This window comes from Pseudarthrobacter sp. As-47 (assembly GCF_058215595.1).
Genome location: NZ_CM177088.1, coordinates 89134 through 115128, shown reverse-complemented (window position 1 = coordinate 115128; position 25995 = coordinate 89134). Strand labels below are relative to the sequence as shown.

The window sequence follows — 25995 nt, the reverse complement described above, 5'->3', positions numbered from 1 at the left end:
CACTTCCTTACTTGTTCCTGCCGCGTCTTTAAGCGGTGGGGGCCTCTCCCTGCGGTTTGATGACGGTGTCTAAGCGCACCAAAAGCGAACCAGGAAGAGGCCCTGTATGAAGTCTGACGGAGAAATCATGGAAATTCTTGCTGCCTACGATCTGACCGGATCGTTGCGCGCCACCGCGGAGCTCACGGGCTGCTCGCACCACACCGTTGCTAAACACGTCACCGCCCGTGACGCGGGCCGGCCGATCGGGGAACCCGCGGCCCGCGGCCGGGTCACCGACGCGTTCCTGCCCAAGATCGAGGAATGGATCGAAGCCTCCAAGGGCCGGATCCGGGCCGACAAGGCCCACGAAAAGCTCCTCGCTCTGGGCTACACCGGTTCGGAACGGTCTACCCGCCGGGCGATCGCGCAGGTCAAAGCCGCGTGGCGGCTGGGCCACACCCGCGTCCACCGGCCGTGGATCACAGAACCGGGGATGTGGTTGCAGTACGACTTCGGCGACGGGCCCCGGATCGGCGGGGTGAAGACCATCCTTTTCGTGGCCTGGCTGGCGTTCTCACGCTTCCGCATCGTGATCCCGCTCAGGGACAGGACCGCGCCGAGCGTGTTCGCGGCCCTGGACCGGTGCTTCCGGATCCTCGGAGGGGCGCCGACCTATGTCCTCACGGACAACGAGAAGACCGTCACCACCGCCCACGTCGCCGGGGTCCCGGTGCGCAACCAGCAGACCCTGGACTTCGCCCGGCACTACGGGGTGACCGTGCTGACCTGCCAACCGGCGGACCCGGCCACCAAAGGCGGAGTCGAAGCGTCCGTGAAACTCGCCAAGGCCGACCTCGTGCCCAAAGACACCAACCTCCGCGATGACTACCGCACCTTCGCCGAGCTCGAGGCCGCCTGCACGGCGTTCATGGACGAGGTCAATCACCGTGAGCACCGGACGACGCGGCGGAAACCCGCGGCCATGCTCGCCGAGGAAGCCCCGCGGCTGCACCGGATCCCGGACACCGCCCACACGGTCGCGTTCGGCCTGGCCCGCGGCGTTCCGGAGAACACCCCAATGGTCACCTTCGAAAACGCCCAGTACTCCGTCCCGGCCCACCTGCTCGGAGCCCGGGTGTTCGTCCGCACCCACGGCACCGGGCCCGGCGAGCAGGTCATCATCGTCCACCACGGCACGACCGGGCCCGTCGAAGTCGCCCGCCACGAACGGGCACGGCCCGGCAGCCCCGCCATCAACGACGAACACTTCCCCGGAACCCGGGCGAAGCTCCCCGGCGACTACGAGGTGAGGGCCCGCAGCGCGGACGAGGCCGCGTTCCTGGCCATCGGCGAAGGCGCCAGAACCTGGCTCGTCGAGGCCGCCGCGGCCGGGACCGCAAGGATGAACGTGAAAATGGCCGAAGCCGTTACGCTGGCCAAAATCGCCGGCACTGATCAGGTCGACCGGGCCCTGGGCGACGCCGCCCTGCACGGCCGGTTCGCGCACCCGGACCTCGCCTCGATCTTGAACGCCAACATCCGCCGCACTACCACCCACGCCGCCAACGAAGCCACCTCCCTCACCCAAGGAACAGGGGCGTGGGCCGCGATCGGCAACCCCGCAACCATCACCACGCCGGAGGAGGCCCGATGAGCCCCGTCACCACGACCAATACCGTGGCTCCGCCGCTACCGGCGGACCTGGAGGCCCTGATGCGGTCCCTGAAAATGCCCCACGCCCGGGCGCTGGCCCCGGACCTGATCGCGACCGCCCGCGCCCAGCGGTGGGAACCGGCCGAGGTCATCAAGGCCCTCTTCACGGAGGAAGCCGCCGGCCGGGCCCGGTCCATGCTCGCTTCCCGCCGCAAAGCAGCCGGGTTCCCGACCGGGAAGACCTTCGAGGCGTGGGACCCTGCAGCGTCCTCCATCCCGGGCCCGACCCAGCAGGCACTGCGGACCCTGGAATGGATCACCCGCAGGGAAAACTTGGTCGTCTGCGGGCCCTCGGGGACGGGGAAGACGTTCTTCCTCGAAGCCCTCGGCCAGCAGGCCGTCGAAGCCGGAATGCGGGTCGCTTGGTTCAGGCTCGAGGACCTCGGCGTCCTCATCCGCGCCCACCGAACCGATGACAGCGTCACCCGGGCCGTTGCCCGGATCCTGCGCGCCGAGCTCGTGGTCATCGATGATATTGGTCTGTTGCCCGTGGCCACGGACGCCGCCGAAGGCCTCTACCGGGTCGTGGACGCAGCCTACGAAAAACGCTCCGTCGCGATCAGCTCCAACCTCCACCCCGCCGGGTTCGATGAGCTCATGCCCAAAACCCTCGCCACCGCCACCGTTGACCGACTGCTGCACCACGCCCACGTCTGCCAGACCAGCGGCGATTCCGTCCGTCTTACCCAGGCCCTCGCCGGAAAAGGAGTGACCCGCTTGAACTGACCAACCCAACGATGGCCGACCCCGCCGAAACGAATCAGTGGGCAGATCTGTTGGCCATAACCGGGCAGTTTTACTGGCCACCAGCGGGCACATCAACTGGCCGCCCATGGGCAGAACGTAATGGCCATTGACAGACGTCGCCGCGGTCCAGAATTCAGCCGGCCAGGCGGCCGATGGGGGCAGGTCCCTTCTCTGTTGCCGGGTCGTGCATCGGAGCGCCCTCCGGCTCAGGCTCCCAACCAGCTCGTCAGCCGTAAGCAACCAGCCGGAAGATCAGTGTGGTTGAAACGACCACTTCACGAACATGGTTACCTCGAGGAAGATTGTAGGCGGAAACCGTTCCGCGTTCACTTCGGTAGCGGGCTGCCGCCCGCCCGGGACCCAGACCTGTGGCCGGAGTGAAGTTAGTGCATCACTCCGTTGGTGCGCAGACTCAGCAGGTATTGCCTCTGGCGGTCGTTTCCTGCATGTTGCACCAGAGCAGGATGCACACGGAGGATGCAAAACACCATCTGATTCCAATCTTGCTCTTGGAGGAGCGAATGCAGGAACTGCGGCAGGCCTCAGTCGCCATACCTTTCTACAGGGACGAAAGAGGGGAACTTCGCCTAGTACTGATCAAACGATCAAAACATGGACAACATGGACAACAAATATCTCTGCCCGGAGGTAACCGGGAACCAAATGATCAAGGGCCCTGGGCCACCGCGCTTCGAGAATCTACCGAAGAGCTGGGACTGCATTCCGAACAGATTGTTTTTCTCGCTCAACTCGAACGAATTGACACTCGCACAACCCGTTACCGAGTTTCACCTTTCGTAGTCCAGTTAAAGGGAATTACCCCGGGTTTTTTCTGGATGCCGCAAATAGCGGAAGTGGAGGAGGTGGTAGATGTATCGGTGAATGTGCTGGGGTCCGATACTGCAGCAGGAGAAGAAGAACTCTACTTCCCAGGCTGGGACACTCCCAAGAAAGTCCCCGTTCGAAGGGCTCGCGGTCATACAATTTGGGGCCTCACTCTCCGAATACTTGAACCTGTATTGCCTCAGGCCCTGGCAGGAAAATGGCCCATAACGTGGTGACTCACGCGCCACAGGGCGTCCACGGTACAGCCGGGCACATCCGAGTGCGCTCCTGACAGGGGATGGCTGCCTGGAGCAAGGCTGCCGCCCTGTAACCTTCCAGCTTCTTGTTCACCATGGCGGGTTCTTCATGCTCACAAGGAAAGCCCGCCGCTTGGGGAAACGACGGGCTTTCACAGTCGACCATACTGCGTGCAGGTTTTGCCATCGAATAGCCATCCGCACCCAATAGCGTTCTGGGACCGCAATAAATAGAGCATCTCTTGCCAGAACGATACTAAGCATGCTTATGGTATGGCTGTGGTGGTGTCGGGTGTAGGTCCCGGCTTTGCGGGTCGGCCGGGCGAAGATCCGCCAGAAGAGCTGTAAGCAAGGAACTCAAGCATTAGTCGGGTCTCTGAACCGGAGCCGGCCAAAGCACGGAGAAAGAGGACACGATATGTACCTGCATACCCAGCTTCTGATTAACGAAATCGCCGCTGACGAGCCGGATCCAGCCGCAGCAAATGCCCTGCAGGAAGGGTTGGGCGGCCAGTTCGGCGAGATGCGCACCATGATGCAGTACCTGTTCCAGAGCATGAATTTCCGCGGGGACCCTGCCTCCAAGCCCTACAAAGACCTCCTGCAGGGGGTGGGAACCGAGGAGATCAGCCACGTTGAACTCATTGGCACCACCATTTCCCAGCTTCTGGACGGTTCGCCGCGGTACCAGGGCAAGAAGACCGATCCCGTGGACGAACCCGGAGCCAAGGGGGCGACGCCCTTGAAGATCGCCCTCGATACCAGCAACATCCACCACTACCTCATAGGGGCGCAGGGTGCCCTGCCGGTGGATGCGGCGGGTAACCCTTGGAGCGGATCGTATGTGTACAACAGCGGCAACCTGGTCCTGGACCTGCTCTATAACCTGATGCTGGAGTCCACCGGACGTCTGCAGAAATGCCGTATCTACGAGATGACCGAAAACAAGACCGCACGGTCGACCATTGCGTATCTGATTGTCCGGGACCAGGCGCATGAGAACGCCTTCGCCAAGGCGTTGGAAAGCCTGGGCGTGAACTGGGGCAAGGTCCTGCCCATCCCGAAGACCAACGCCGAGCAATTCCCGGAAGTGAAGAAGCTGCTCGACCTGGGCCTGCAAAGCGTCCAGTACACCTTCAGCGCGGACAACCTCAGCGAAGCCGGAAAGCTTTATCGTGGTGCCTCGCCCTCGAATGATGGCACCGAGCTCAGTACCGATGTGATGCCCGAGGGCTTCCCGATGACGATGCCCCCGGAGCGGAAAGAAGAGTTTGCTCCCGGGCTGGACCCGGAGTTGCTGGCGCTGATTCAGGCTACAGCCGAAGTGGAACTCAAGGACGCGGACAACCCTACGGTGACGAAGAGCTAAACGCCGCGCAGGCGGCCCGCACCGGGATGGGGGCCGGCTGCACTGACGGCTCCTGCTGGCGGGGCCTCCGCCCTGCCGGGCCTTCATATTGGGTTTCTTCTTGTTGATGACGAAGGTCCGGGCCGCGACTGCGGACGATCGGTCCGAACACCAACAGGTGAGGCCGACCTCCCCATAGGAAAGGCCGCATCGTCAAGTTGAGTACACCCCAACCTGACGTCAGATTTGCCCGACAAAAGCGTCAGATTGGGATCCCTAACGAGCATCCCGGACACACCCCGTGGAAGGCCTCAGGCCCCAACCTGACACTCATCCGAACGGGTCTGGAGCGGCCGGTCCTCTACAGCCTCCCCGGAAGCCGGTAAATCCCCCGCCTCAGCCCTTCCGGTCCGCCCGGTACGCGCTGGGGCTTACCCCGTGCAGCCGGCGGAACTGGCGCGAGAAGTAGAACTGGTCTGCCAGCCCGATTTCGCGCCCCACCTCCGCAATTGTCAGGTCTGTTGTGTCGAGCAGGAGCCTGGCCCGGGCCATCTTCAAAGCTGTGTGGTGGGCCAGCACTCCCCCGCCTGTCGCCTCCCGGAACAGCTTGCTCAAGTGCGACGGCGAAACACCCACCACCCTGGCCAGGTCCGGCAGCCGGATGGCACCGTCCACCCGGTCCTCCAGGAACTTCATCGCCTGCTGCAGCGGCGTCCCCTGTTCCGGGAGGCGGCGGTCCACCGCCAGGGTAGCCAGCAGCTTCCAGGCCATCCCCGCTGTGGCCACCAGGCGGGCCGGCGACTGGTCCTGCTCCAGGGCAGTAATGATCCCGTCCAGCATGGCGGTCAGCCGGTCCACCGCCACCAGCGGAATGATGGGCCGGCCGGCGCGCACCCCGGATTCTTCAACGAGTTCGGCGGCATCGGAGCCACGGACGTGGCACCACCAGATGGTCCAGGGGTCCTCAGCAGAGGCACCGTAGGCATGAGCCTCACCGGTGTTGCCGGGAAGTACGACGGCGGTCGCCTTGCCAACGTCGTACCGCGCACCGCCGGATTCCACCCACCCCGCCCCCGCGACGCAGAGGATGACGATGGTTTCCTCCGCGCCCTGGGGGCGGTACCGCCCGTGCTCTTCGGCAGCAGGAAAAACGCCGGCATCGGTGACCACCAGACGCCGCGTGATGGGACGCTCCAGCGCCTCCCGGACCAGCGGCCGGGGAACCACCACCAAGCGCTGGTTGGGGAACCCCGCTGCCCGCTCCACCCCGCACTCCTTCCGCCACGAAGTGTCTATGCTATGGCACAAGGTGGCAGCTCAGGCGGGTTCCTCCGTCCACCCAATCCAGTGGAGGAGCTCGAGGCTGTCCAGGGAAACCAGGTCACCTGCAACCGCGTCCCGCCGGCGCTGCGCCTCGGCCGGCAGCCCAACCTCTGCATCTTTCGGGAGCGGCAGGATCTGGAGCCTTACGTCCGAACCCGGGCGTATCCCGGCGTCATTGGTTTCGATAATCCATGGAGAACCATCCCAGAACCTGTCCGCCACCACGGTTCCGTCAACCACCAGGCGGGCAACATCCCCGGCCCAGGAAACCTCCAGTTCCGTATGGTCCCCGGCCAGGTCCGCCCCCGCCACATCCACCGCATAAACAGCTGCCAGCTCGTCAACGTCTGCCTCCGTAGGTGCGGCAGCGCGGCCCGCTAGGAGACTGCTGAAATATCCGCTGGTTTAGGCGCGTCGGCTGGACTGGTGAGGCTGGTGGTTAAGACTGGTCTTATGCAGGGACGCGAGGACGCGCAACGCGGGTATTTGGATGTGGAGGCGCTGGCCGGAGAGTTGTTGGCTCCGGGCAGTGTCTTCGCTTTTCTGGCCAAGCATCGGGGGCGGTTGTTTCCGGATTCGATGATGGAGGACCTGTTCCCGTCGCGGCGGGGCCGGCCGTCAGTTCCCGCTTCGGTGATCGGTTCGGTGCTGGTGCTGCAGGCGTTGCAGGGCCTCTCTGACCGGGAAACAGCCGAGGCGTTGACGTACGATCTGCGCTGGAAAGCCGCGTGCGGGTACGGACTGACCGATACGGCATTCCATCCGAGCACGCTGACGTACTGGCGCCGGCGGCTGGCGGCATCGAAGAACCCGCACCGGATCATGAAGGCCATCGCCGAGGTCGTTGCGGAAACCGGAGTCCTGGCGGGCAAGCGCCGGCGGGCGGTTGATTCAACAGTGTTGGATGACGCGGTCGCGAGGCAGGACACGATCACGCAGCTGATCGCAGCGGTGCGCCGCTTCGGCCGTGACATCCCCGGCGGCCAGGACCTGCTGGCCACCCACGCGAAGGGGTATGACTACACGCGCACCGGTAAGCCGGACATCGCCTGGGACGACCAGGATGCCAGGGACGGGCTGGTCTCGGCGCTGGTCACCGATGCGCTGGCGCTGCTGGCCGCGGTCGATCCCGAGACCTTGGAGGGCAGGGGGGCCGATGCGTACGCGCTGCTTGCACTGGTCGCCGGGCAGGACGTGGAACCGGCCGAGGACTCGGACGGGACCGACGGGCGGTGGCGGATCGCCCGGAAGGTCGCACCGGACCGGATGATCTCCACCGTGGACCCGGACACCCGGCACGCGCATAAGACCAGGTCCCGGCAGCAGGACGGATTCAAAGCCCACATTGTCATCGAGCCCGATACCGGGCTGATCACCGCCGCGGAGCTGACCAAGGCCTCCGGACCGGAGAACAGCGACGGGGCCGTCGGCGCCCGGCTGATCGGCATGGAGCCCACGATCGCCGGGACCAGCGTGGACGTCCTGGCAGACTCGGCCTACGGTTCCGGGGAAATGCTCGCCGCTCTCGCCCGCACCGGCCATACCCCGGTGATCAAACCCTGGCCGCTGCGCCCGGCCGTCGAAGGCGGGTTCACCCTCGATGACTTCACCGTCGATGAAGCAGCAGGCACCGCGACCTGCCCGAACGGGCTTACGCGCAGGATCACCGCTAAGCGGCGGGTCACCTTCGGCGCCGCCTGCAGCAGCTGCCCGCTCCGGGCCCGGTGCACCGGCTCCCCACGCGGGCGCAAACTCGAACTGCACGAGCACGACGCCCTGCAGCGCGAACACCGGAAACGCGCCACGGACCCGGACTTCCAGCACGACTACCGCACCCACCGGCCCATGGTCGAACGGTCCATCGCCTGGCTCACCCGCGGCAACCGCCGCGTTCGGCACCGCGGCACAAACCAGAACAATGCCTGGCTGCAACTGAGGATTGCCGGGCTGAACCTGCGACGCCTCCTCGCGCTCGGACTTACCAGCGAAAAAGGATCCTGGGCCATCGCTTGAACGCGGGCACCACCTCAGGGCCTCCCGCCAGCGAAAACCGGACCCGCCACCCGGCGAACAACCCTCAAAAGCCCAGAAACAGGACCCGATGCTTCAATCACAGAACCCGAGACCACAAAAGGAAGGGCTGGCCCCGACACGTGAACGCCCCGGACCAGCCCCATAAAGCACTTAGTTCAGCAGTCTCCTAGGTGTACTGTCCCGGCTGGTTGATGACACGGGGATTGATTTGACGCAATAAGAGGACCTCCGGGTGTTGTGTGGTGCTTGTCGAGAGCGAACACAAACCAGGAGGTCCTCGTGTCCCACCGTAACGCGTTTTTGGCCTATTCGGGGCGTCTTCAGCTGGCCCGGTGCATCGTGGTTGATGGCTGGCCTTTGCGCCGTGCTGCCGAGAGATTCAACGTTTCCGTCCCGACAGCCGCGCGCTGGTCCCGCCGCTATCGGGAGTTGGGTGAGGCTGCGCTGGAAGACCGCAGGAGCCGGCCCCTGACGTGCCCGCACCGGACCCGGATGCGCACCGAACGGCGTGTGCTGGGACTGCGCGTGAACCGTCGCTGGGGTCCGGCCCGGATCGCGTACCACCTGCACCTGAATGTCTCCACGGTCCACCGCATCCTGACCCGCTACCTGTGTCCGCCGCTGCGCTTCACCGACCCGGCCACAGGGATCAGGATCCGCGGCCGAGACCACGCCCGCCGATACGAATATGCCTGGCCCGGGGAAATGATCCACGTGGACATCAAGAAGCTCGGCCGCATACCCAACGGCGGCGGACACCGCGTTCACGGCCGGGTACAAGGCGAAGCGAACTCCCGGGCCAGGAACCTCGCAGAAGGCCGGTCCAAGGACCGCGGCCAGGTCCGGGGCTATACCTTCCTCCATCACGCAGTGGATGACCATTCCCGATTCGTATACTCCGAGATCCTGCCCGACGAAACCAAAGAGACAGCCTCGGCGTTCATGCGCAACGCCATCACAGCGTTCACCGCCCGGGGCGTCAAAATCCAGCGGGTGCTCACCGATAACGGCTCCTGCTACCGCTCCCGCGCCTTCGCCGCTGTCCTGGCCGAGGCCGGCATCAAGCACAAACGCACACGCCCCTACCGGCCCCAAACCAACGGCAAGGTCGAACGCTTCAACCGCATCCTCCAAGAGGAATGGGCCTACGCCAAGGCCTACAACTCAGAAGCCGAACGGCAAGCCTGTTACCCAGACTTCATCGAGTACTACAATCAGCGCAGGCCCCACACCGCACTCAAAGGCGCCTCACCGGCCAGCCGTGTCACCAACCAACCGGGTTAGTACAGCTAGGGAGCCGAACGACGCCGGAACGGACTTCGCGGCGCGGATCCGCTCGGCAGGCAGCGTCCGGCGAAAGATTTCAGGCTTCAAGGTGCCTGTCCGCACGACCTCGAACCCGCCGTCCGCGGTGGAGTAGCGCCGCACGGCGGGTTCTCCCTGCGACCTGCCGGCCAGGCGGCCGTCCGCTCCAACCCAGAGCGGGCCTGCGGACAGGACCAGCTGCCGCCCCCGCGGTGTTTCCAACGCCCACGCCTGGCCGGCCAGGCGGGAGGGCAGGACAAGAATGGCCAAAGAGCCTGCGTCCGAGCTCGCCGTCAACGTGACCGGACCGCCGCTGTCGGCGGCGTACACGCCCTCGCCCAGCGCGGTTGCCGGCCCCTCCAGAACGGTTCCTTCCGGCACGCACAGTTGCGGCACTATCCCTTCCTCGGCGGCGAGGACCAGCGTGGGTGCACCGTCCGGGTCCAGCAGTGTGAAGGCCGACGCCGTTGCCCAGCGAAGGCGGACACCTGCCACATCCAGATTGACGGGCCAGCGCGCGATGGTTCCGGCAGGAATGGTGAGGCCTCCGCGCGGAAAAATGAGTGTTTCCCCGTCCAGGAGGAGCCTGAACTGGGCTCCCGGGTAATCCGGCAGGGGAATGTGCGGCTGGTGCCAGGTGACAAACAGGAAGCCGGAACCACCGTCCGAGCGCATGGCCCAGCGGAGCGTGGCCGCGTCATCAATGCTTGCAGGAAGTGTGTCCGGCAGGGTGGACGGCATCGGGGCGAGCCGGGCACCAAACGCCGCCAGGAACGCGTGCTGCTTCCGCAGTTCGGCGAAGCTCGGCGCCAGTTGTCCCGCCGCACCGATGGGGGCGTGGAAATCGTAGTCAAACACCGGAAGATCGTTGGGGTAGCCCGTTGCCTGGGACTCCTGCATTCCGCCCGGGGGATTAATTCCGCCGGTGAACATGTAATAGCCCTGCCACGCGGAGCCGCTGCCGATCTTGGTGTTGGCCACCGCCGCAACGTCCTTGCCGCCGGGCCATGGCCGCCGCTGGTAGGCCGTGGCCATGCCGCCGGTGAGTTCGCAGGTTGCCGGCGGATAGAGCGTGGACTGGGAACGGGCCGGTGCAGCACCGCTTCCCGAGAAGTGTTCACGCAGGTCCGCACCGATCCCCGGGTCATCCCACTCGTGGCTGAAGAAGTAGTGTTCCCGGAAGGTGGGGTCCCACGGGGCGTCGGCGTCAACCCAAAAGCCGTCCCCGTAGCCACCGAAGACCGGCATGACGTCGACCTCAGGGATGTCAGCCGCGCCCCAGGCGGTTGCCGTCCAGACGGGTGCGCCCAGCCCGGCCGCCCTGGCCAGTTTCTTGAGCTCCGTGATGTGCCGGGGCTGGTCGTAGAGCTCATTTTCCAGCTGGATGCCAATGACATTGCTGTCCGGGCCGGTGAGGCCGTGCAGTTCCTTGCCGATGCGGGTGAACCAGCGCTCCACCATGGCCAGGTACGCGGGGTCGTTGGTCCGGTGTGCCACCGGCGCGGCCTGCACCCAGTCCGGGAAGCCGCCGTTGCGGGCCTCGCCGTGGCACCAGGGGCCCAGGCGCAGGACCAAGTCCAGGCCAACGTCAGCGCAGAGCCGGACGAACGCAGCCACGTCCAGGTTGCCGTCAAAGCGTGCCTCGCCTTCAACCGGCTCGTGGTGGATCCAGAAGATGTAGCACGCCACCACCGTGATCCCTCCGGCCTTCATCAGCCGGAGCCGCTCTTCCCAGCGGGACCGGGGCAAGCGGCTGAAATGCATTTCCCCGGAGACCGGCACCGCCGGGACGCCGTCGTGTTCCATGTACTGACTGGTGAGCCGCCACCTTTTGTGGCGGTCCTCCGTGTTGCTCATGGGCGGGAACTGCAGCGCCCGTTCGTGCGGCCGGTGCGCGGCGCTCAGCATCCCGGCGCTGGGCATCTCAAGGGTCCCCAGCCCGATCGGCATGGAGGTCTCGGGGTTCATCACTACTTCACACTATGCCCATCACTCCTGGCCGCCCATGGCAGATAAGTGCAGCTATATGGACGATCTTCTTCGCGCCGGTGTTCCGCACGTCCTCACCGGAAGTCGGCCGTCGAATGCTTTGCGACCTCCAGGAGCGTTGTCTGGAAGGCAATTTCGGCAGCAGCACGGACCCTGTCATGGCGGTGCGCCAGCAGGACCCGCCGGGACGGGGCCGATGAGCCCAGCGAAACGATGCTCACGCCGGGGTGTTTATTGACGACGGCGGTCCGGGGCGCCAGCGCGATGCCCAGGCCAACACTGACCATGGCCTGGGCCTCCTGGTAGTCATTGGCGTGGAAGGCGATCCGGGGCGTAAATCCGGCAGCGCTGGCACTTCGCTGCAGGACCTCCACGACAGGGTGTTCCTGGCCGCGGACGATCCATTCCTCGTCCGCCAGGTCCGCCATGGCCACCTGCTTCCGGCGGGCCAGGCGGTGGTCCTTGCCGACGATCAGCGCTGTGGCGTCCTCGAACACCGTGGTCAGGGCGAAGTCCTCCGGATTCATCCGGTTCCATTCGTAGTCCCACAGCAGTGACATTCCCACCTGGCCGTTCTCCAGCATCTCAATCAGGTCCTCGAACCGGCTGCTGCGGACATGCAGCTCGATGGCCGGGTACTCCTTCTTGAATCGGCTGATGACGACGGGGAGGAACGAGCCTCCGAGCGTGGGGAAGGTTCCCATGGTGAGGCTGCCCCGGTTAAGGCCTGCGATTTCCGCAAGGTCGGCCTCGGCCGCTGCCATCTGCCGGAGGATGCGCCGCGTATGGGAGGCAAGGACGTGTCCGGCATCCGTGGGGACCATGCCCCGCGTCTGCCTCTGCAGGAGGGGCTGCCCGATTTCGGCTTCCAGGCGCCGGAGCTGCTGGGAAACCCCGGAGGGCGAGTACACATGCTTTTCCGCCGCAGCGGTGATCGACCCGAGCTCAACAACATCAAGCAGCAGTTCAAGCCTCCGGACGTTCAACATGCCAGCCCTCCGATTGAAGTGTTTGTTACATACCCCTCACCATTCTAGGCCACTGCTTCATGCAGACCTGGAAATCGCGCGCCCGCCGATGCCGGCTCCGCCGCTTCCGTTGCAGAAGGGCTAAAAGTGCGCGGGCAGCTGTGCTTGTGATTGAAGAAAAAGTGCATAGATATGCAAAATTTGGCGTTTGTAATTCATCATTGACCCGGATCACACTGGTGAAAGCCGGTAAGGCTTGATGGCCCATTGAAGGGCCCACAAGGATGTGAAGGGCAATCATGTTTAAGATCCCAGCAGTGTGGATGCGGGGCGGGACCAGCAAGTGCTGGGTCTTCGAATGGGACAACCTCCAGGTCCCCGGAAAAAGCGTGGACGAGGTCCTCCTCCGCCTCTTTGGCAGCCCCGACCACCGGCAGGTGGATGGAGTGGGCGGCGGGACATCCACGACGAGCAAGGCAGTCATCCTCTCCCGTTCCCTGGGCGAGGACGCTGACGTTGACTACACGTTCGCCCAGGTGGCCATAGATGAACACAAGGTGGACTGGGGAAGCAACTGCGGAAACTGCTCGGCAGTGGTGGCACCGTACGCCATAGAGCGCGGCTGGGTGGAGCCCGGCCAGGAAAGCACCTCGGTCAGGACGCTGAACACCAACACCGATCAGCTCATCCTGCAGAAAGTCCCCACCCCCGGTGGCGCACTCCAGGATCCCGGGACCCAGCTGATCCCGGGCGTTCCTTTCCCCGGGCTTCCGGTGGGCATGGGTTTCCTCGACCCTGCGGGGCGCACCACCGGGAAGCTGTTTCCCACCGGCGAGCCCCTGGACAAGGTGACCTTCGACGGCCGGCAGGTTCCCGCCACGCTCATTGATGCCGGGGCACCGCTGATCATCCTCGACGCCGCGTCCATCGGGCTCACGGGCCACGAAACCGCGGCGGACATCGACAGCCAGCCGGCGTTGCTGGTGCACCTCGATGACGTGCGCAGGGACGCGGCCGTCCGCATGGGTCTTGCGGCCAGCCGGGCCGAGGCCGAGCGGGCCATCCCCAAGCTGGCGATCGTGGCCACGGCATCGCCTGACGACGAGGCTGACCTTGTTGTCCGAATGCTGTCCATGGGCAGACTCCATCCCGCCCTCGCGATCACCGGAAGCGTAGCCCTGACCATGGCCGCGCAGCATGAGGGCACGGTGGTCCGGGACCTGCTCGCCACAGATCCCTCCTCAGGCCTGACCATGCGGACACCGGCCGGCATCGTCCAGACATGGGCGGAAGTACGTGACGGCGTCCCCGTCGTCGGCACCCTCCGAAGCGCCCGCCGCATCGCTGACGCGGAACTGCTGCTTCCACAGACCTGGTAACCCCCAACAGCCTCCCCGCCCAGCTGCACCGGACTGGTGTTTCATGGAAGGAAGGCACCAACCCCAAAGGATTCCTCAATGACGAGCAATAAGTCATCCTTGGAGCCGCCCGGAACCTCCCCGGACGGCGCTGCCGACCCTGCAGAGCAGACCCAACACACAGAGCTGCCAGATCCCCCGAAGCACTCCCGGCGCACGATCCTTGCCGCAGTAGGAGCCTTCGCACTGCTTGGAACTGCCACCACCGTCCTGGGCGGAAGCCTGCTGAACCCGCCCTCCAGCACCGAAGACGGCGACTTCAGCGGCGAGACCCTCGAATTCCTCATTCCGCTGGCATCCGGCGGTGGCACGGACACGTGGGCGCGCTTCATCGGCACAGAGCTCACCAACTATGTGGCCGGCCGCCCCGGCTTTGCCCCCGTGAATGAAGCCGGCGGTGAAGGCATCCTCGGGACCAACCGGTTCGCCCGCTCCGCCAAGACTGACGGGACCGAGATCCTGGTGGGCACCGCATCGACGGTTGTGCCCTGGGTGCTGGGCCGCTCAGCGGTGAAGTACTCGTTCGAAGACCTGAAGCCCGTCGTCGTCAATGGAACTGGCGGCGTCATCTACGCCCGGGCTGAAGCCGGGGTGGCCGGCGTGCAGGACCTGATCAACAGGGACACCCCGCTGGAATTCGGCGGCATCAGCGCCACGGGCCTGGACATCACCACCCTGGTGGCTTTCGACCTGCTCGAGGCGGACGTCACCAGCACCTTCGGCTTCGAAGGCCGCGGACCCGTCAACCTGGCCCTCCAGCGCGGGGAAATCGATCTGGACTACCAGACGACGTCGGCCTACGGCTCGGCGGTCGAAGGCATCGCCAAGGAAGGCAAAGCCGTTGTCCTGATGTCCTTCGGCCAGCTGGACGAGGCCGGGGAAGTAGTCCGCGACCCGAACTTTCCGGACGTTCCCACGGTTGCAGAAGCTTACGAGACGCTGCACGGATCAAAGCCCTCGGGTGAAAAGTACGAGGCCTACAAGACCCTGCTTGGACTCACCTACACCTACCAAAAAGGGCTCTGGGTTCCGCAAGAGACCCCCGAGAAGGCGTACCAGCTGCTGCGCGAGTCCAGCGAAAAGCTCGGCACGGACCCGGCATTCCAGGAGAAGGCCGCCAAAGTACTCGGCGGCTATCCCCTGGTGGCCGATTCCGGCGTGGCCGAACGGGTCCGCGAGGCCTACACCGTCAGCAGCTCCGTCCGGTCCTATGTCACGGGACTGCTCGCGGACAAATACAACATCCACGTTGAATAAGGACCATCATGCTTGACTCCGCAATGGCAGCGCTGGCATCCCTCGCTGATCCTTCCCTCCTCATCATGCTCCTGATCGGCACCGTCGCCGGCCTGGTCATGGGACTCATCCCGGGCCTCGGCGGAACAGGCGCCGTCGCCATCCTCCTGCCCATCACGTTCGGCATGGAACCGCCCCAGGCGCTTGCCCTGCTCATCGGCGCCCTCGCCGTCGTGCACACCTCAGACACCGTTTCCGCTGTCCTGCTCGGGGCACCAGGCTCCGCCTCCGCCAGCGTCACGATGCTCGACGGTTATTCGATGGCGAAGAAAGGCGAGGCCGCACGTGCCCTGACCCTGGCGTTCCTGTCCTCCATGGCCGGCGGCATCATCGGTGCCATCGGCCTGACCCTGGCCATCCCCCTTGCCCGGCCGCTGGTCCTCTCCTTTGCCAGCCCCGAGCTCTTTATGCTGACCGTCCTGGGCGTCGCCCTGGCAGCCGTACTGTCCCGGGGAAACATCATCAAGGGCGTCTCGGCAGGCCTCCTGGGCCTGGTGCTGGGCATGGTGGGAACCTCGCCCACCACGGCCGAGGAGCGTTTCACCTTCGGCAGCCTCTTCCTGGGCGACGGCCTGTCACTTGTGGCCGTGGCGCTGGGCATCTTCGGCCTGGCCGAAATCGCCTCACGTGCCAGCCAGCGCCGCGGACAGAAGGAAACCATCAGCCTGGGCGGGGGATGGGGCCGGGGCATCCGCGAATGGCTCAGCCACTGGACCCAGGTGATCCGGGGAGCGCTCATCGGCATCTGGGCAGGTGTCCTGCCCGGCGTCGGCGCCACCGCCGGAACCTGGCTGGCGTACGGCCAGGCCGTCGCAACGGCCAAGGACAAGCGCAAGTTCGGCAAGGGGGACCCCCGCGGGATCGTCGGCCCCGAAAGCGCCAACAACTCCGTGGAAGCCGGAGACCTGATCCCCACCCTCCTGTTTGGTATCCCCGGCGGTGTCCCGTCGGCGATGCTCCTGGGCATGCTCCTCACCTACGGCATTCAGCCGGGCCCCTCCATCATCACCGAACACCTGGACCTGATGTACCTGATCGTGTGGTCCTTCGCGATCGCCTCGATCCTGGGCGCCCTGTTCTGCTTCCTCAGCGTCAAGCAGCTCGCCAAGCTCACCAAGGTTCCCTTCGCGGTCCTGGCAGCAGGCCTGGTGGCCGTGATGCTCCTGGGTTCCTTCCAGGAAGGCGGCCAGCTCGGCGACCTCTGGATCATGATCATCCTGGGCGTCTTTGGCTGGCTCCTGAAGTCCACCGGCTTCCCCCGGGCACCGTTCCTGATCGGGTTCGTCCTGGCCATCCCGCTGGAGCGGTACTACTTCCTGACGGACAGCCTCTACGAAGGATTCGACTGGATGCTGCGTCCCGGTGTCCTGGTGTTCCTGGCCATCCTGGTCCTCCCCATCATCTGGGCCTTCATCAAGTTCATCCGCGCCCGCCGCAAGACCAACTTCGACGACGGACACAGGGACGAACAGCCCGAAGATGACGAGGCTCCGCTGAAGAACTCCAACTGGTCCCTCGTTGCGGCAGGCATCTTCACCGCGGCCTTCGCCGCGGCACTGATATCGTCCACGTCATTCTCGCCGGAGGCCCGGCTGGTGCCGCAGCTGGTGAGTATCGGCGGCCTGGTATTCTCCGGGATCCTGTTGTTCACCGAGATCCGCACCCGGCTCCGGGCACGGACCGAAGGTGCAGGCTGGACCCTTGACGCAGGGTTCGCGTTCAAGACGTTCGCATGGATGACCGGATTCCTCGCACTGACCGCCGTCTTTGGGTACCTGATCGCGGTAACGATCTTCATCCCCGCCTTCCTGCTGGTCGTGGCAAGGGCGCGGCTGAAAGTCGCCGTGATCTACACAGGCGTCCTGTACCTCGTGCTCCTCGCACTCCCCTCGCTGCTGCCGATCGACCTGCCGCAGGGCTGGTTCAACACCCTTGTTTAGACGTCCGCCACACACATTGGCCATTGGAGAAAAGAAATGACGGTACTCGTCGCCTATGCACCTGCTTCAGAAGGCAGGGAAGCCCTGTCAGAAGGAATCAAGGAAGCGCACCTCAGGAAGTCGGACCTGCTGATTGTGAATATCGGCCGCGGCCACCACGACCTGGAGCCGGAGGAAGTGCGCGGGCTGGAAACCCGGCTGGCCGAGGCCGGCCTGGGCCTGACCATCGAGTCCTCGGTCCTGTCTGATCCCGGGGATGCTGTCATCCAGATCGCCCAGGACCGCAACGTCGACATGATCGTGATCGGCCTTCGGCACCGGTCCATGGTGGGAAAGCTCATCCTCGGAAGCACCGTCCAGAGGATCCTGCTCGACGCCACCTGCCCGGTGCTGGCGGTCCGCTCCGACAAGCTCTGACCGGAGCCCACTGGCTGCCGGACTTCTTGTCCGGCCCGCGTGCTGCCGTTCCCGCACTCCATCGCAACAGGTAGCCCGAAGGACGGGCGCAGGGACGCCACAGCACGCAAGGGAGGCAGGGTGACCACCGGTCACCCTGCCTCCTCCCATGAACTTTCCGAGGGCAGTCCGGCAAGGACACCCCCCAACCAAGGAGAAAGAGAAAACCTTGTACAACCGTCCCCAGCCCGTCGGACGGGGTGCCGCACCCCTCTCTCCTGAACCGGTTCCCAACTGGTGCAAGCTTTCGCGAAGCGACCAGGTGGAAATCCACCGCCAGGGGCGGCCCATCGCATCAGGACGGATCGACATGCTCGCCCTGGACGGCAGCCTCCTCTGGCTCCAGCAGGACGAAGGAAAAGGACGCGCCCTGTTCCTGCACAGTGACGGCCTGCGTGTCTACCGCCGGCCCGCAACCAGGAACACGTAGAGCCAACCACCGAGGAGAACCACCATGAGCAACACGCCGCAGCGAACCCTTTCCCCCGCGGTGGAGCACACCCCGGAAGACCGGCCAGGGCGCCCCCGGCGCCGCCGCCGTATTCTGCTGGTACTCGCCGCTCTCGCGGTCCTGGGTCTGGCTGCCTTCGTACTTGGGGTGGTCCTGCCCGGCCCGGCGGCCCCCACGGAACCGGAGCAGACCATGACCGCCATCCAGATCATCCCGCTCATCATCCTCGTCGTGATGTTTGTGGTGGCGACCCGGTGGCCGCTGAACATCGGGGTGATGGGGCTGGTTGCGTCCTTTGGCGTCGGCTACTTCATGCTGGGCATGACCGACAAAGAGATCCTTGCGGAGTTCCCCGCGAGCATCGTGCTGACGATTATCGGCGTCACCTACTTCTTCAGCATGGCCCAGCGGAACGGCACCATCGACGTCATCGTGCAGGCCTGCGTGCGCCTCGTCAGGGGCAGGACGCTGATGCTTCCCTGGGTGTTCTTCCTCATGGCTGCCGCACTCACGGCGCTGGGAACCTTCTCCCCGGCCGCCGTCGCGCTCCTGGCGCCGGCGGCCATCGGCTTTGCCTACGAATCGCGCATCCACCCGGTCCTGATGGGCGCCTTCATCATCAACGGAGCCCACGCGGGCGGTTTTTCCCCGTTGTCCGTGGCCGGGGTGCTGGTGCACGACATCGCCCAGGAAAACGGCTTCCCCATTTCGCAGGGTGCACTGTTCATTGCCAGCTTTGCCGTCAACCTCATCCTCTCGGTCCTGACCGTCGTGGTGCTGGCACTCCTGGGCAAACTGCGCGACGGCGCCGGCAGCCACCACACCGGCATGCCTGCGCCCGGCACCATCCGTCCGCACGGCCAGCAAATCCTCACGCTGATGCTCATCGTGGTGATGCTGGTGTGCACCCTGGGCTTCCACATGCCGATCGGCTTCGTGGCCCTCTCCGCCGGCCTCCTCCTGGCCCTGATCAATATCAAGGAACACCAGACCCTCATCGGCGGCATCTCCTGGTCCACCGTGCTGCTGGTGGCGGGCATGATCACCTACGTCTCGCTGCTCCAGCATGTGGGCGTCATCGACACCCTCGCCGAGCAGGCCCTTGCCCTGGGCGCCCCGCTTCTGATCGCCCTGGTGCTTTGCTACGTCATCGGCGTCGGCTCGGCCTTCGCCTCCTCCACAGCGCTGCTGACCGCGTTCATTCCCATGGCCGGCCCGCTGCTGGCCACCAGCACGCTGAGCGCATCGGGAACGGTGGCCGCCCTGGCCATCGCGGCCACCGTGGTGGATGTTTCGCCGTTCTCCACCGACGGTGCGCTGGTGGTCGCCAACGCCCGCGAGGACGACCGGCAGCGCGTCTACCGCCAGCTGATGATCTACGCCGGCGGGGTTGTGCTGGCTGCGCCGCTGCTGGCCTGGGCACTGCTGGTGCCCACCGGGATCATGTGACGGTCAGTGCGCCAGGCGCTGCCCGTCAGCCATGGCAGGCATGGAGACGGCGGGCATGGAGACCACTGGCATGGAACCGGTAAGGACCTCGACGACGGCCATCTGGCCCGTGGTGTCCGGGACACCCGGAAACTGGACCTGCGGATCCGCGGGCACCGCCGCCGGGCTGTTCTCGGGACGCATCCGGACAAGCGCCACGGCGGAGATGAGGAACCAGGCCACATTCGTCACCACGGAAGGCCAGGCGCCGTGGAAGGTGCCGTTGATGATGAAGGCGACCGCGCCAACAAGGTTCGCGGTCTGGAATCCCTTGCCGGCCTTCAGCCAGCCCATGGAAACGGCCAGGTACGCGCTGAGAATCGCAGCCGCGCCGGCCCAGCCGGCGATTTCCCACAGCAGTTCCATGGGGTCCTTTCAGGTGCTGCCCGCGCAGTATCCGGGCAGGGTCTTTGACAGTGATGAAAAGGGGTTTGGTTTCGCCGGATGCCACTGCTCATTGAACGGACATCATCCAACACTGCGTTGACTCGAGCCCTGTTCGGGCGAGGACCTCATGCCGGCTGGCGGCATAATCATACCCTGCAAAAAGGGGGCGTTTTGCGCAGCGTCCGCGCCTTCAAAAGTCTGGACAACTTCCCCGGCAGGTAGCACCATCTGAAGGGTGACCACCGACCCCCACCTGCGCGAGCTGATGCTCCTTCGCCGGGTCAAGGACCGGATCGACCGGGAGTACGCGCAGCCCTTGGACGTCGAGGCCCTGGCCCGCGGTGTCCACATGTCCGCCGGCCACCTCAGCCGCAGGTTCAAGGCCGCGTACCAGGAATCGCCGTACAGCTACCTGATGACCCGCCGGATCGAACGGGCCATGGCGCTGCTGCGCCGGGGTGACCTTTCCGTCACGGAGGTGTGCTTCGCCGTCGGCTGTTCCTCGCTGGGCACCTTCAGCACCCGCTTCAGTGAGCTGGTGGGCATGCCGCCCAGCGCCTACAAGCAGGAGGCAAAAAGCACGACGGCGGGCATCCCCGCGTGCGTGGCGAAGCAGGTCACCAGACCGGTCAGGAATCGAGAAGCGCCGGCTCCGGAACCGCAACTAGCATGACTGCCATGGACAACATCACCATCTCCTCAACGTTCCTTCCGCACAACGATCCCGACGCTTCCCTGGCGTTCTACCGTGACGCCCTGGGCTTCGAGGTCCGCAACGATGTGGGCCGCGGCGCCATGCGCTGGATCACCGTGGGCCCCGCCGGGCAGCCCGGCGTTTCCATCGTCCTCCACCCGCCGGCCGTGGATCCGGGCATCACCGACGACGAACGCCGCACCATCACCGAAATGATGGCCAAGGGCACCTACGCCACCGTCATCCTCTCCGCCCCGGATGTCGACGCCGCCTTCGCCAGGGTGGAGGCGAGCGGGGCCGACGTCGTGCAGGAACCGGTGGACCAGCCCTACGGCATCCGCGACTGCGCCTTCCGCGACCCGGCCGGGAATACCGTACGAATCAACCAGCAGCCGTAGGCTGCAAGGATTGAAGAAAGCCACGCCGGGGGAGGCTGCGGGCGCAGTCTCCCCCGGCAGGGACATCAGCGCAGCCCAACAGATGGAGACCCGATGAGCACGGACACCGGCACCACTACCCAGGCCAACGGGCTGCACGTCGCCGACACCCACGACCTGATCCGCGTGCAGGGTGCGCGGGAGAACAACCTCAAGAACATCAGCGTTGAGCTGCCCAAGCGCCGCTTGACGGTGTTTACGGGGGTGTCCGGCTCGGGCAAGAGCTCCCTGGTGTTCGCCACCATCGCCGCAGAGTCGCAGCGCATGATCAACGAGACCTACAGCGCGTTTGTCCAGGGCTTCATGCCGAACCTGGCCCGCCCCGAGGTGGACTTCCTGGAAGGCCTGACGACCGCGATCATCGTTGACCAGGAGCGCATGGGCGCCAACCCGCGGTCCACCGTGGGCACCGCCACGGATGCCAACGCCATGCTCCGCATCCTCTTCAGCCGGCTCGGCACCCCGTACGCCGGCCCGCCCACGGCGTTCTCCTTTAACGTTCCCACCCGGAAGGCCAGCGGCGTCATGTCCACGGACAAGGGCGGCCGGGTGGAGAAGGCGGTGGTCAACCATGCCGTCTACCTCGGCGGGATGTGCCCGCGCTGCGAGGGCATGGGCAACGTCAGCGACATTGACCGCACGGCACTGTACGACGACGCCAAGTCCCTGAACGAGGGAGCGCTGACAGTTCCGGGCTACTCCATGGACGGGTGGTACGGGCGATTGTTCGAGGGCATGGGCCTGCCGATGGACAAGCCCATCGCCAAATTCACCAATAAGCAGCTGGACACCATGCTCTACGCGGAGCCCACCAAGATCAAGGTGGAAGGCGTCAACCTGACCTTCGAGGGGATCATCCCCAAGATCCAGAAGTCCATGCTGTCCAAGGACCCCGAGGCCATGCAGCCGCACGTCCGCCGGTTCGTGGAGCGGGCCGTCACGTTCCAGACCTGCCCCGAGTGCAAGGGGACCCGGCTGACCCAGCAGGCCCTCTCCTCCAGGATCAACGGCAGGAACATCGCCGAGCTGTGCCAGATGCAGATCAACGACCTTGCCGGGTGGGTCCGGGACGTGAAGGACCCCTCGGTGGCTCCCCTGCTCAAGGGCCTCCAGCACCTGCTCGACTCCTTTTCGGAGATCGGCCTCGGATACCTCAGCCTGGACCGGCCGGCCGGCACCCTGTCCGGCGGCGAGGCCCAGCGCACCAAAATGATCCGCCACCTCGGCTCCTCGCTCACGGACGTTACCTACGTCTTCGACGAGCCGTCCATCGGCCTCCATCCGCACGACATCGAACGGATGAACCAGCTCCTGCTCCAGCTCCGGGACAAAGGCAACACCGTCCTGGTGGTGGAGCACAAGCCGGAGATGATCACCATCGCAGACCACGTCGTCGACCTTGGTCCCGGGGCCGGGACCAACGGCGGCGAGGTCTGCTTCGAGGGCACCGTGGAGGGCCTGCGGAGCAGCGACACCATCACCGGGCACCATCTGGAGGACCGCGCGGCCCTGAAGGAGGCCGCCCGGAAGGCGTCCGGGGTGCTGGAGGTCCGCGGCGCCTCGACGCACAACCTCCAGGACGTCGACGTCGATATTCCCCTGGGCGTCCTGACGGTCGTCACCGGGGTGGCCGGCTCGGGCAAGAGCTCCCTGATCCACGGTTCCGTGGCCAAGCGCGAGGGCGTGGTGGTGATCGACCAGGGCGCCATCCGCGGTTCGCGCCGCAGCAACCCGGCCACCTACACCGGGCTGCTGGAGCCCATCCGCAAGACGTTCGCCAAGGTCAACGGCGTGAAGCCGGCACTGTTCAGCTCAAACTCCGAGGGCGCCTGCCCCACCTGCAACGGCGCGGGCGTCATTTTCACCGAACTCGGCGTGATGGCCACCGTGGAGTCACCCTGCGAGGACTGCGAGGGCCGCCGCTTCCAGGCCGCCGTGCTGGAATACACGGTGGGCGGGAGGAACATCGCCGAGGTCCTCGCCATGTCCGTGACCGAGGCCGCAGCGTTCTTTGCCGAAGGTGAGGCCAAGACGCCGGCCGCGCGGACCATCCTGGCGCGGCTTGAGGATGTCGGCCTGGGCTACCTCAGCCTGGGCCAGCCGCTCACCACGCTTTCCGGCGGCGAGCGCCAGCGGCTCAAGCTCGCCACCCAGATGGCCGAGAAGGGCGACGTGTACGTCCTGGACGAGCCCACCACCGGCCTGCACCTGGCCGATGTGGAGAACCTGCTGGGCCTGCTGGACCGGCTGGTTGAGTCGGGCAAGTCCGTGATCGTGATCGAGCACCACCAGGCCGTGATGGCCCACGCGGACTGGATCATCGACCTTGGCCCGGGAGCAGGGCACGACGGCGGCCGGATCGTTTTCGAGGGCACGCCGGCTGAACTGGTGGCCGGCTCCCCGACACTCACCGGCAAGCACCTGGCCGCCTACGTCGGTGCCCCCGCGGCATGACGGAGGAGTACAGGTACGGAGTCGAAATCCTGCACCTGCTGGTGTCCCCCTCCCACGCCTACTTCGGCCGGGCGCGGGACGGCGCCGCAGACGTGCCCACCACGGATGCCGATGCTGCCGAGGTGGTGGCGGGCAAGGGCATTGTGGGTGACAGGTTCTTCGGCAAGGCCGCGCACATGGATGCCGCGGTGACCCTGTTCGCCGTCGAATCCCTGGAGGCCATCGCGGCCAAACTGGGCGCGGAGCCGTTCAATCCCCTCCTGGCCCGGCGGAACGTGGTGCTCCGCGGCGCACACCTGGTGCCCCTGCTGGGGCAGGACTTTGTGCTGGAGTCGGGCGGGCAGTCTGTGGCTTTCCACGGCGGCCGGCATGCCCAGCCCTGCGCCTGGATGAACGAGATGCTGGCGCCCGGCGCCCACCCGGCCATGCGGGGCCGCGGCGGTATCCGGTGCCGCGCCCTCTCAAGTGGGCTGCTGCGCCGTGGCCCTGCCGTGCTTGTCAGCCCCGTGCCGTTGGACCCGTCCCAGGCGGGTGAGGCCAGCCTGCTCCGCCCGTCGCGGCTGCCGTAACCGTGCGGCACCTCCCGGGGGACGCACCACGGTCAGTCCAGGCGCACGCCGCGGAGCAGCAGGAGGGTCCCGCCCACCGCGGCGGCTGACGCGAGGAAAACCCCCACAGCGCCAACTCCTGCCGCTGCCACACCGATAACGCTGGGAAGCACCACCTGGCCCACCCGGTTCCCGGCGAGCCGGAGGGCAAGGGCACGCCCGCGCTGCCCTGCGGGGGCCTGCGCCGAAAGCCACGACATGGTGAGGGGCTGGCCAATGCCAAGGCCCAGTCCGAGCACGGCCATGACCGCGAAGAGCAGAAGCACCGGCATGGGAACCGCCGTGGCGGCCAAAGCGATGGTGGACAGCACCAGGCTGGCCACGAGCAGCCGCTTGCGCCCCAGCTTCCGGGAGACGTGCCCCAACAGGATCCGGGACACCATGGAAAACACGGCGCGGACGGCGAGCAGGGCGCCAACGGTTGCCGCTGTGAGCCCGCGTTCGGATCCAAGCACCGGGAGGTAGACCATGGTCAGGTCCACCACGGCAAGGACGGTGGCGGACGTGGCGAGCGCCCGCGCCACGCCGGGCGTCTTCAGCAGCGCGGCAACGTTGCCTTTGCCGCCGCCCGCCGCAGCCGCCCTTCCCTTCCTGCCGCTGACCGTTGCCGAGATACCGAAGGTGGCCACCAGGAGCACCAGGCCCATGCACACCGAAAGGAGGAAGATCGCCTGGGTGTCCGGGCGGATGGCGGCCCCTCCCACCAGGGCGATGGCCAGGGGACCCAGCGCCTGTCCCAGGGATGCCGCGAAGGTGAGGTATCCGAACGCCGAATCCATCCGGGACGAGGCGGCGTTGTTCGCCACCACCGCCTGCTGCCCCACCACGCAGGCCAGCTGGCCGACGCCAAGAAGGGCGGTTCCGATGATCAGCGCGGCGATCGATGTACCCCACAGCAGCAGGAAGGACGCGCTGGCCAGGACGACGGCGGCTCCGGCCGCCATGAGGCGGCGTTCACCCAGGCGGTCCACCAGGCCACCGGTGGGGACGGCGAGCAGCAGCGGGAAGACGGCATAGCTGGCCGCCAGGAGCCCCAGGGCGAAGCCGGGAACGTCCAGCTCCAGCGCACGGTACGTGGCGGCCGGCCGCAGCAGGAAGGTCAGGGCCTGGATCAGCATGGAATGGACCAGGAGTGCCGCCGTCGACCGGCGCCCCAGTTCGCCGATCATGCAGGGGTGCCGGACATGGCCCGGACCGCCGCGTCGCGGGCACCCATGACATGCTCGAAAGCCGTCCTGGCAGCCTGGTCCGGGTTGCCGGCGGCCACGGCGGCAACCAGGGTCCGGTGCTGGGCCAGGGCCTGGTCCCTCCGCTCCTGGGTGCTGTTGGTGAAGTGCCGGTACCGCTCCATCTGGTTTGAGACCTGGTCATGGAACCGCCGGGCCCACGAATTGCCGGCGATCTCGGCGATCCTCCCGTGCAGCGACATCCCCTGCTTCATTGCCTCATCCGCGAAACCAACCATCGCAGCGTTGCGTTCCAGGATGCCTTCGAGTGCCTCGATGTCCGCCGGCGTCGCTTTGAGGCAGGCGTTCCGCGCCATGAGTGATTCCATGGCCGCGCGGACTTCGTACAGCTCGGAAATTGCTGCCTCGTCCAGCGCAGGCACCACCACGCCGCCGGTGGGCTGCTGTTCCAGGAGGCTCTCCGAGACCAGCCGCCGGATGGCTTCCCGCAGCGGCGTCCGGCTCACCTGCAGTGCAGACGCCATCTTTGGTTCGTAAACCCGTTCCCCGGGCTTCAGCTCCAGGCTGATGATCTGCCGCTTCAGCTCGTCGTAGACGAAATCCGCTCCGGTGTTGCGGGTGGTTGCACCAGGCATGTTGTTACCTCCACAGCCACTTTAGCCGTAGATGCATACATGTATACAAATTA

Annotated in this window: 23 protein-coding genes; 16 read left to right on the top strand and 7 right to left on the bottom strand. The window is 65.9% G+C overall.

The window, feature by feature from the left end:
• Positions 1 to 106 precede the first annotated feature (106 nt).
• The 4 genes from istA to AC4BCK_RS00545 all read left to right on the top strand — a co-directional run bounded on the left by istA (position 107) and on the right by AC4BCK_RS00545 (position 4893).
• A complete protein-coding gene (gene istA / locus AC4BCK_RS00560; protein WP_237428196.1) occupies positions 107 to 1636 on the top strand; it encodes an IS21 family transposase in 1530 nt (509 codons plus the stop codon).
• Complete coding sequence (istB, locus tag AC4BCK_RS00555; protein ID WP_237428195.1) at positions 1633 to 2421, top strand: IS21-like element helper ATPase IstB; 789 nt, start codon at positions 1633 to 1635, stop codon at positions 2419 to 2421. The genes istA and istB overlap by 4 nt, the downstream gene beginning before the upstream one ends.
• Before the next feature lie 467 nt (positions 2422 to 2888).
• The gene (locus AC4BCK_RS00550) at positions 2889 to 3503 is read left to right on the top strand and encodes an NUDIX hydrolase (protein ID WP_490566941.1); all 615 of its coding nucleotides are present in this window, start codon (positions 2889 to 2891) and stop codon (positions 3501 to 3503) included.
• 439 nt (positions 3504 to 3942) lie between these two features.
• Positions 3943 to 4893 carry a manganese catalase family protein gene (locus AC4BCK_RS00545; protein WP_490566455.1) on the top strand — a complete coding sequence of 317 codons (951 nt, stop codon included), beginning with the start codon at positions 3943 to 3945 and terminating at the stop codon, positions 4891 to 4893.
• A gap of 375 nt (positions 4894 to 5268) precedes the next feature.
• Here the strand turns inward: AC4BCK_RS00545 and AC4BCK_RS00540 are convergent, their stop codons facing one another.
• Together AC4BCK_RS00540 and AC4BCK_RS00535 are read right to left on the bottom strand one after the other, a co-directional pair.
• Positions 5269 to 6138 carry a helix-turn-helix domain-containing protein gene (locus AC4BCK_RS00540; RefSeq protein ID WP_174180725.1) on the bottom strand — a complete coding sequence of 290 codons (870 nt, stop codon included), beginning with the start codon at positions 6136 to 6138 and terminating at the stop codon, positions 5269 to 5271.
• A 51-nt stretch (positions 6139 to 6189) separates the two neighbouring features.
• Entirely contained in the window at positions 6190 to 6507 is a 318-nt protein-coding gene (locus tag AC4BCK_RS00535; protein WP_400602061.1) for a hypothetical protein, read from the bottom strand.
• A 141-nt stretch (positions 6508 to 6648) separates the two neighbouring features.
• Between AC4BCK_RS00535 and AC4BCK_RS00530 the strand changes: the two genes are divergently transcribed.
• Both AC4BCK_RS00530 and AC4BCK_RS00525 read left to right on the top strand, forming a co-directional pair.
• On the top strand, positions 6649 to 8208 hold the full coding sequence (locus AC4BCK_RS00530) for an IS1182 family transposase (RefSeq protein WP_490566009.1): 1560 nt from the start codon (positions 6649 to 6651) through the stop codon (positions 8206 to 8208).
• A 300-nt stretch (positions 8209 to 8508) separates the two neighbouring features.
• Positions 8509 to 9513 (top strand): IS481 family transposase, encoded by a 1005-nt coding sequence (locus tag AC4BCK_RS00525; protein ID WP_174182309.1) that lies wholly within the window; start codon positions 8509 to 8511, stop codon positions 9511 to 9513.
• On the opposite strand, the gene AC4BCK_RS00520 is transcribed toward AC4BCK_RS00525, so the two are convergent.
• Both AC4BCK_RS00520 and AC4BCK_RS00515 read right to left on the bottom strand, forming a co-directional pair.
• Positions 9478 to 11502 carry a beta-galactosidase gene (locus AC4BCK_RS00520; protein WP_490566454.1) on the bottom strand — a complete coding sequence of 675 codons (2025 nt, stop codon included), beginning with the start codon at positions 11500 to 11502 and terminating at the stop codon, positions 9478 to 9480. The two genes, AC4BCK_RS00525 and AC4BCK_RS00520, sit on opposite strands and share 36 nt — an antisense overlap.
• 95 nt (positions 11503 to 11597) lie before the next feature.
• Entirely contained in the window at positions 11598 to 12512 is a 915-nt protein-coding gene (locus tag AC4BCK_RS00515) for a LysR family transcriptional regulator (RefSeq protein ID WP_363956600.1), read from the bottom strand.
• Between the two features lie 278 nt (positions 12513 to 12790).
• On the opposite strand from AC4BCK_RS00515, the gene AC4BCK_RS00510 reads away from it, so the two are divergent.
• The 6 genes from AC4BCK_RS00510 to AC4BCK_RS00485 all read left to right on the top strand — a co-directional run bounded on the left by AC4BCK_RS00510 (position 12791) and on the right by AC4BCK_RS00485 (position 19501).
• Positions 12791 to 13870 carry a PrpF domain-containing protein gene (locus AC4BCK_RS00510; protein ID WP_472531116.1) on the top strand — a complete coding sequence of 360 codons (1080 nt, stop codon included), beginning with the start codon at positions 12791 to 12793 and terminating at the stop codon, positions 13868 to 13870.
• Between the two features lie 78 nt (positions 13871 to 13948).
• Complete coding sequence (locus tag AC4BCK_RS00505) at positions 13949 to 15166, top strand: Bug family tripartite tricarboxylate transporter substrate binding protein (RefSeq protein ID WP_400594551.1); 1218 nt, start codon at positions 13949 to 13951, stop codon at positions 15164 to 15166.
• An 8-nt stretch (positions 15167 to 15174) separates the two neighbouring features.
• On the top strand, positions 15175 to 17145 hold the full coding sequence (locus AC4BCK_RS00500) for a tripartite tricarboxylate transporter permease (RefSeq protein WP_174180733.1): 1971 nt from the start codon (positions 15175 to 15177) through the stop codon (positions 17143 to 17145).
• A gap of 36 nt (positions 17146 to 17181) precedes the next feature.
• Complete coding sequence (locus tag AC4BCK_RS00495; RefSeq protein WP_174180735.1) at positions 17182 to 17562, top strand: universal stress protein; 381 nt, start codon at positions 17182 to 17184, stop codon at positions 17560 to 17562.
• Positions 17563 to 17770: 208 nt separating this feature from the next.
• Positions 17771 to 18031, top strand: coding sequence for a hypothetical protein (locus AC4BCK_RS00490; RefSeq protein ID WP_174180737.1), 261 nt, complete (start codon positions 17771 to 17773; stop codon positions 18029 to 18031).
• 24 nt (positions 18032 to 18055) lie between these two features.
• On the top strand, positions 18056 to 19501 hold the full coding sequence (locus AC4BCK_RS00485) for an SLC13 family permease (protein ID WP_490566453.1): 1446 nt from the start codon (positions 18056 to 18058) through the stop codon (positions 19499 to 19501).
• Positions 19502 to 19504: 3 nt separating this feature from the next.
• On the opposite strand, the gene AC4BCK_RS00480 is transcribed toward AC4BCK_RS00485, so the two are convergent.
• Positions 19505 to 19906 carry a CBU_0592 family membrane protein gene (locus AC4BCK_RS00480; RefSeq protein ID WP_174180741.1) on the bottom strand — a complete coding sequence of 134 codons (402 nt, stop codon included), beginning with the start codon at positions 19904 to 19906 and terminating at the stop codon, positions 19505 to 19507.
• 286 nt (positions 19907 to 20192) lie between these two features.
• Between AC4BCK_RS00480 and AC4BCK_RS00475 the strand changes: the two genes are divergently transcribed.
• The 4 genes from AC4BCK_RS00475 to AC4BCK_RS00460 all read left to right on the top strand — a co-directional run bounded on the left by AC4BCK_RS00475 (position 20193) and on the right by AC4BCK_RS00460 (position 24081).
• A complete protein-coding gene (locus AC4BCK_RS00475; protein WP_174180815.1) occupies positions 20193 to 20600 on the top strand; it encodes a helix-turn-helix transcriptional regulator in 408 nt (135 codons plus the stop codon).
• The gene (locus AC4BCK_RS00470; RefSeq protein WP_490566452.1) at positions 20597 to 21019 is read left to right on the top strand and encodes a VOC family protein; all 423 of its coding nucleotides are present in this window, start codon (positions 20597 to 20599) and stop codon (positions 21017 to 21019) included. Before AC4BCK_RS00475 ends, AC4BCK_RS00470 begins: the two co-directional genes overlap by 4 nt.
• 93 nt (positions 21020 to 21112) lie before the next feature.
• Positions 21113 to 23512 (top strand): ATP-binding cassette domain-containing protein, encoded by a 2400-nt coding sequence (locus AC4BCK_RS00465; protein ID WP_174180745.1) that lies wholly within the window; start codon positions 21113 to 21115, stop codon positions 23510 to 23512.
• Complete coding sequence (locus AC4BCK_RS00460; RefSeq protein ID WP_364274502.1) at positions 23509 to 24081, top strand: MOSC domain-containing protein; 573 nt, start codon at positions 23509 to 23511, stop codon at positions 24079 to 24081. Before AC4BCK_RS00465 ends, AC4BCK_RS00460 begins: the two co-directional genes overlap by 4 nt.
• 32 nt (positions 24082 to 24113) lie before the next feature.
• Here the strand turns inward: AC4BCK_RS00460 and AC4BCK_RS00455 are convergent, their stop codons facing one another.
• Both AC4BCK_RS00455 and AC4BCK_RS00450 read right to left on the bottom strand, forming a co-directional pair.
• Positions 24114 to 25289 carry an MFS transporter gene (locus AC4BCK_RS00455; RefSeq protein ID WP_310113556.1) on the bottom strand — a complete coding sequence of 392 codons (1176 nt, stop codon included), beginning with the start codon at positions 25287 to 25289 and terminating at the stop codon, positions 24114 to 24116.
• The gene (locus tag AC4BCK_RS00450) at positions 25286 to 25942 is read right to left on the bottom strand and encodes a GntR family transcriptional regulator (RefSeq protein WP_174180751.1); all 657 of its coding nucleotides are present in this window, start codon (positions 25940 to 25942) and stop codon (positions 25286 to 25288) included. The genes AC4BCK_RS00455 and AC4BCK_RS00450 overlap by 4 nt, the downstream gene beginning before the upstream one ends.
• Between the last annotated feature and the right edge of the window lie 53 nt (positions 25943 to 25995).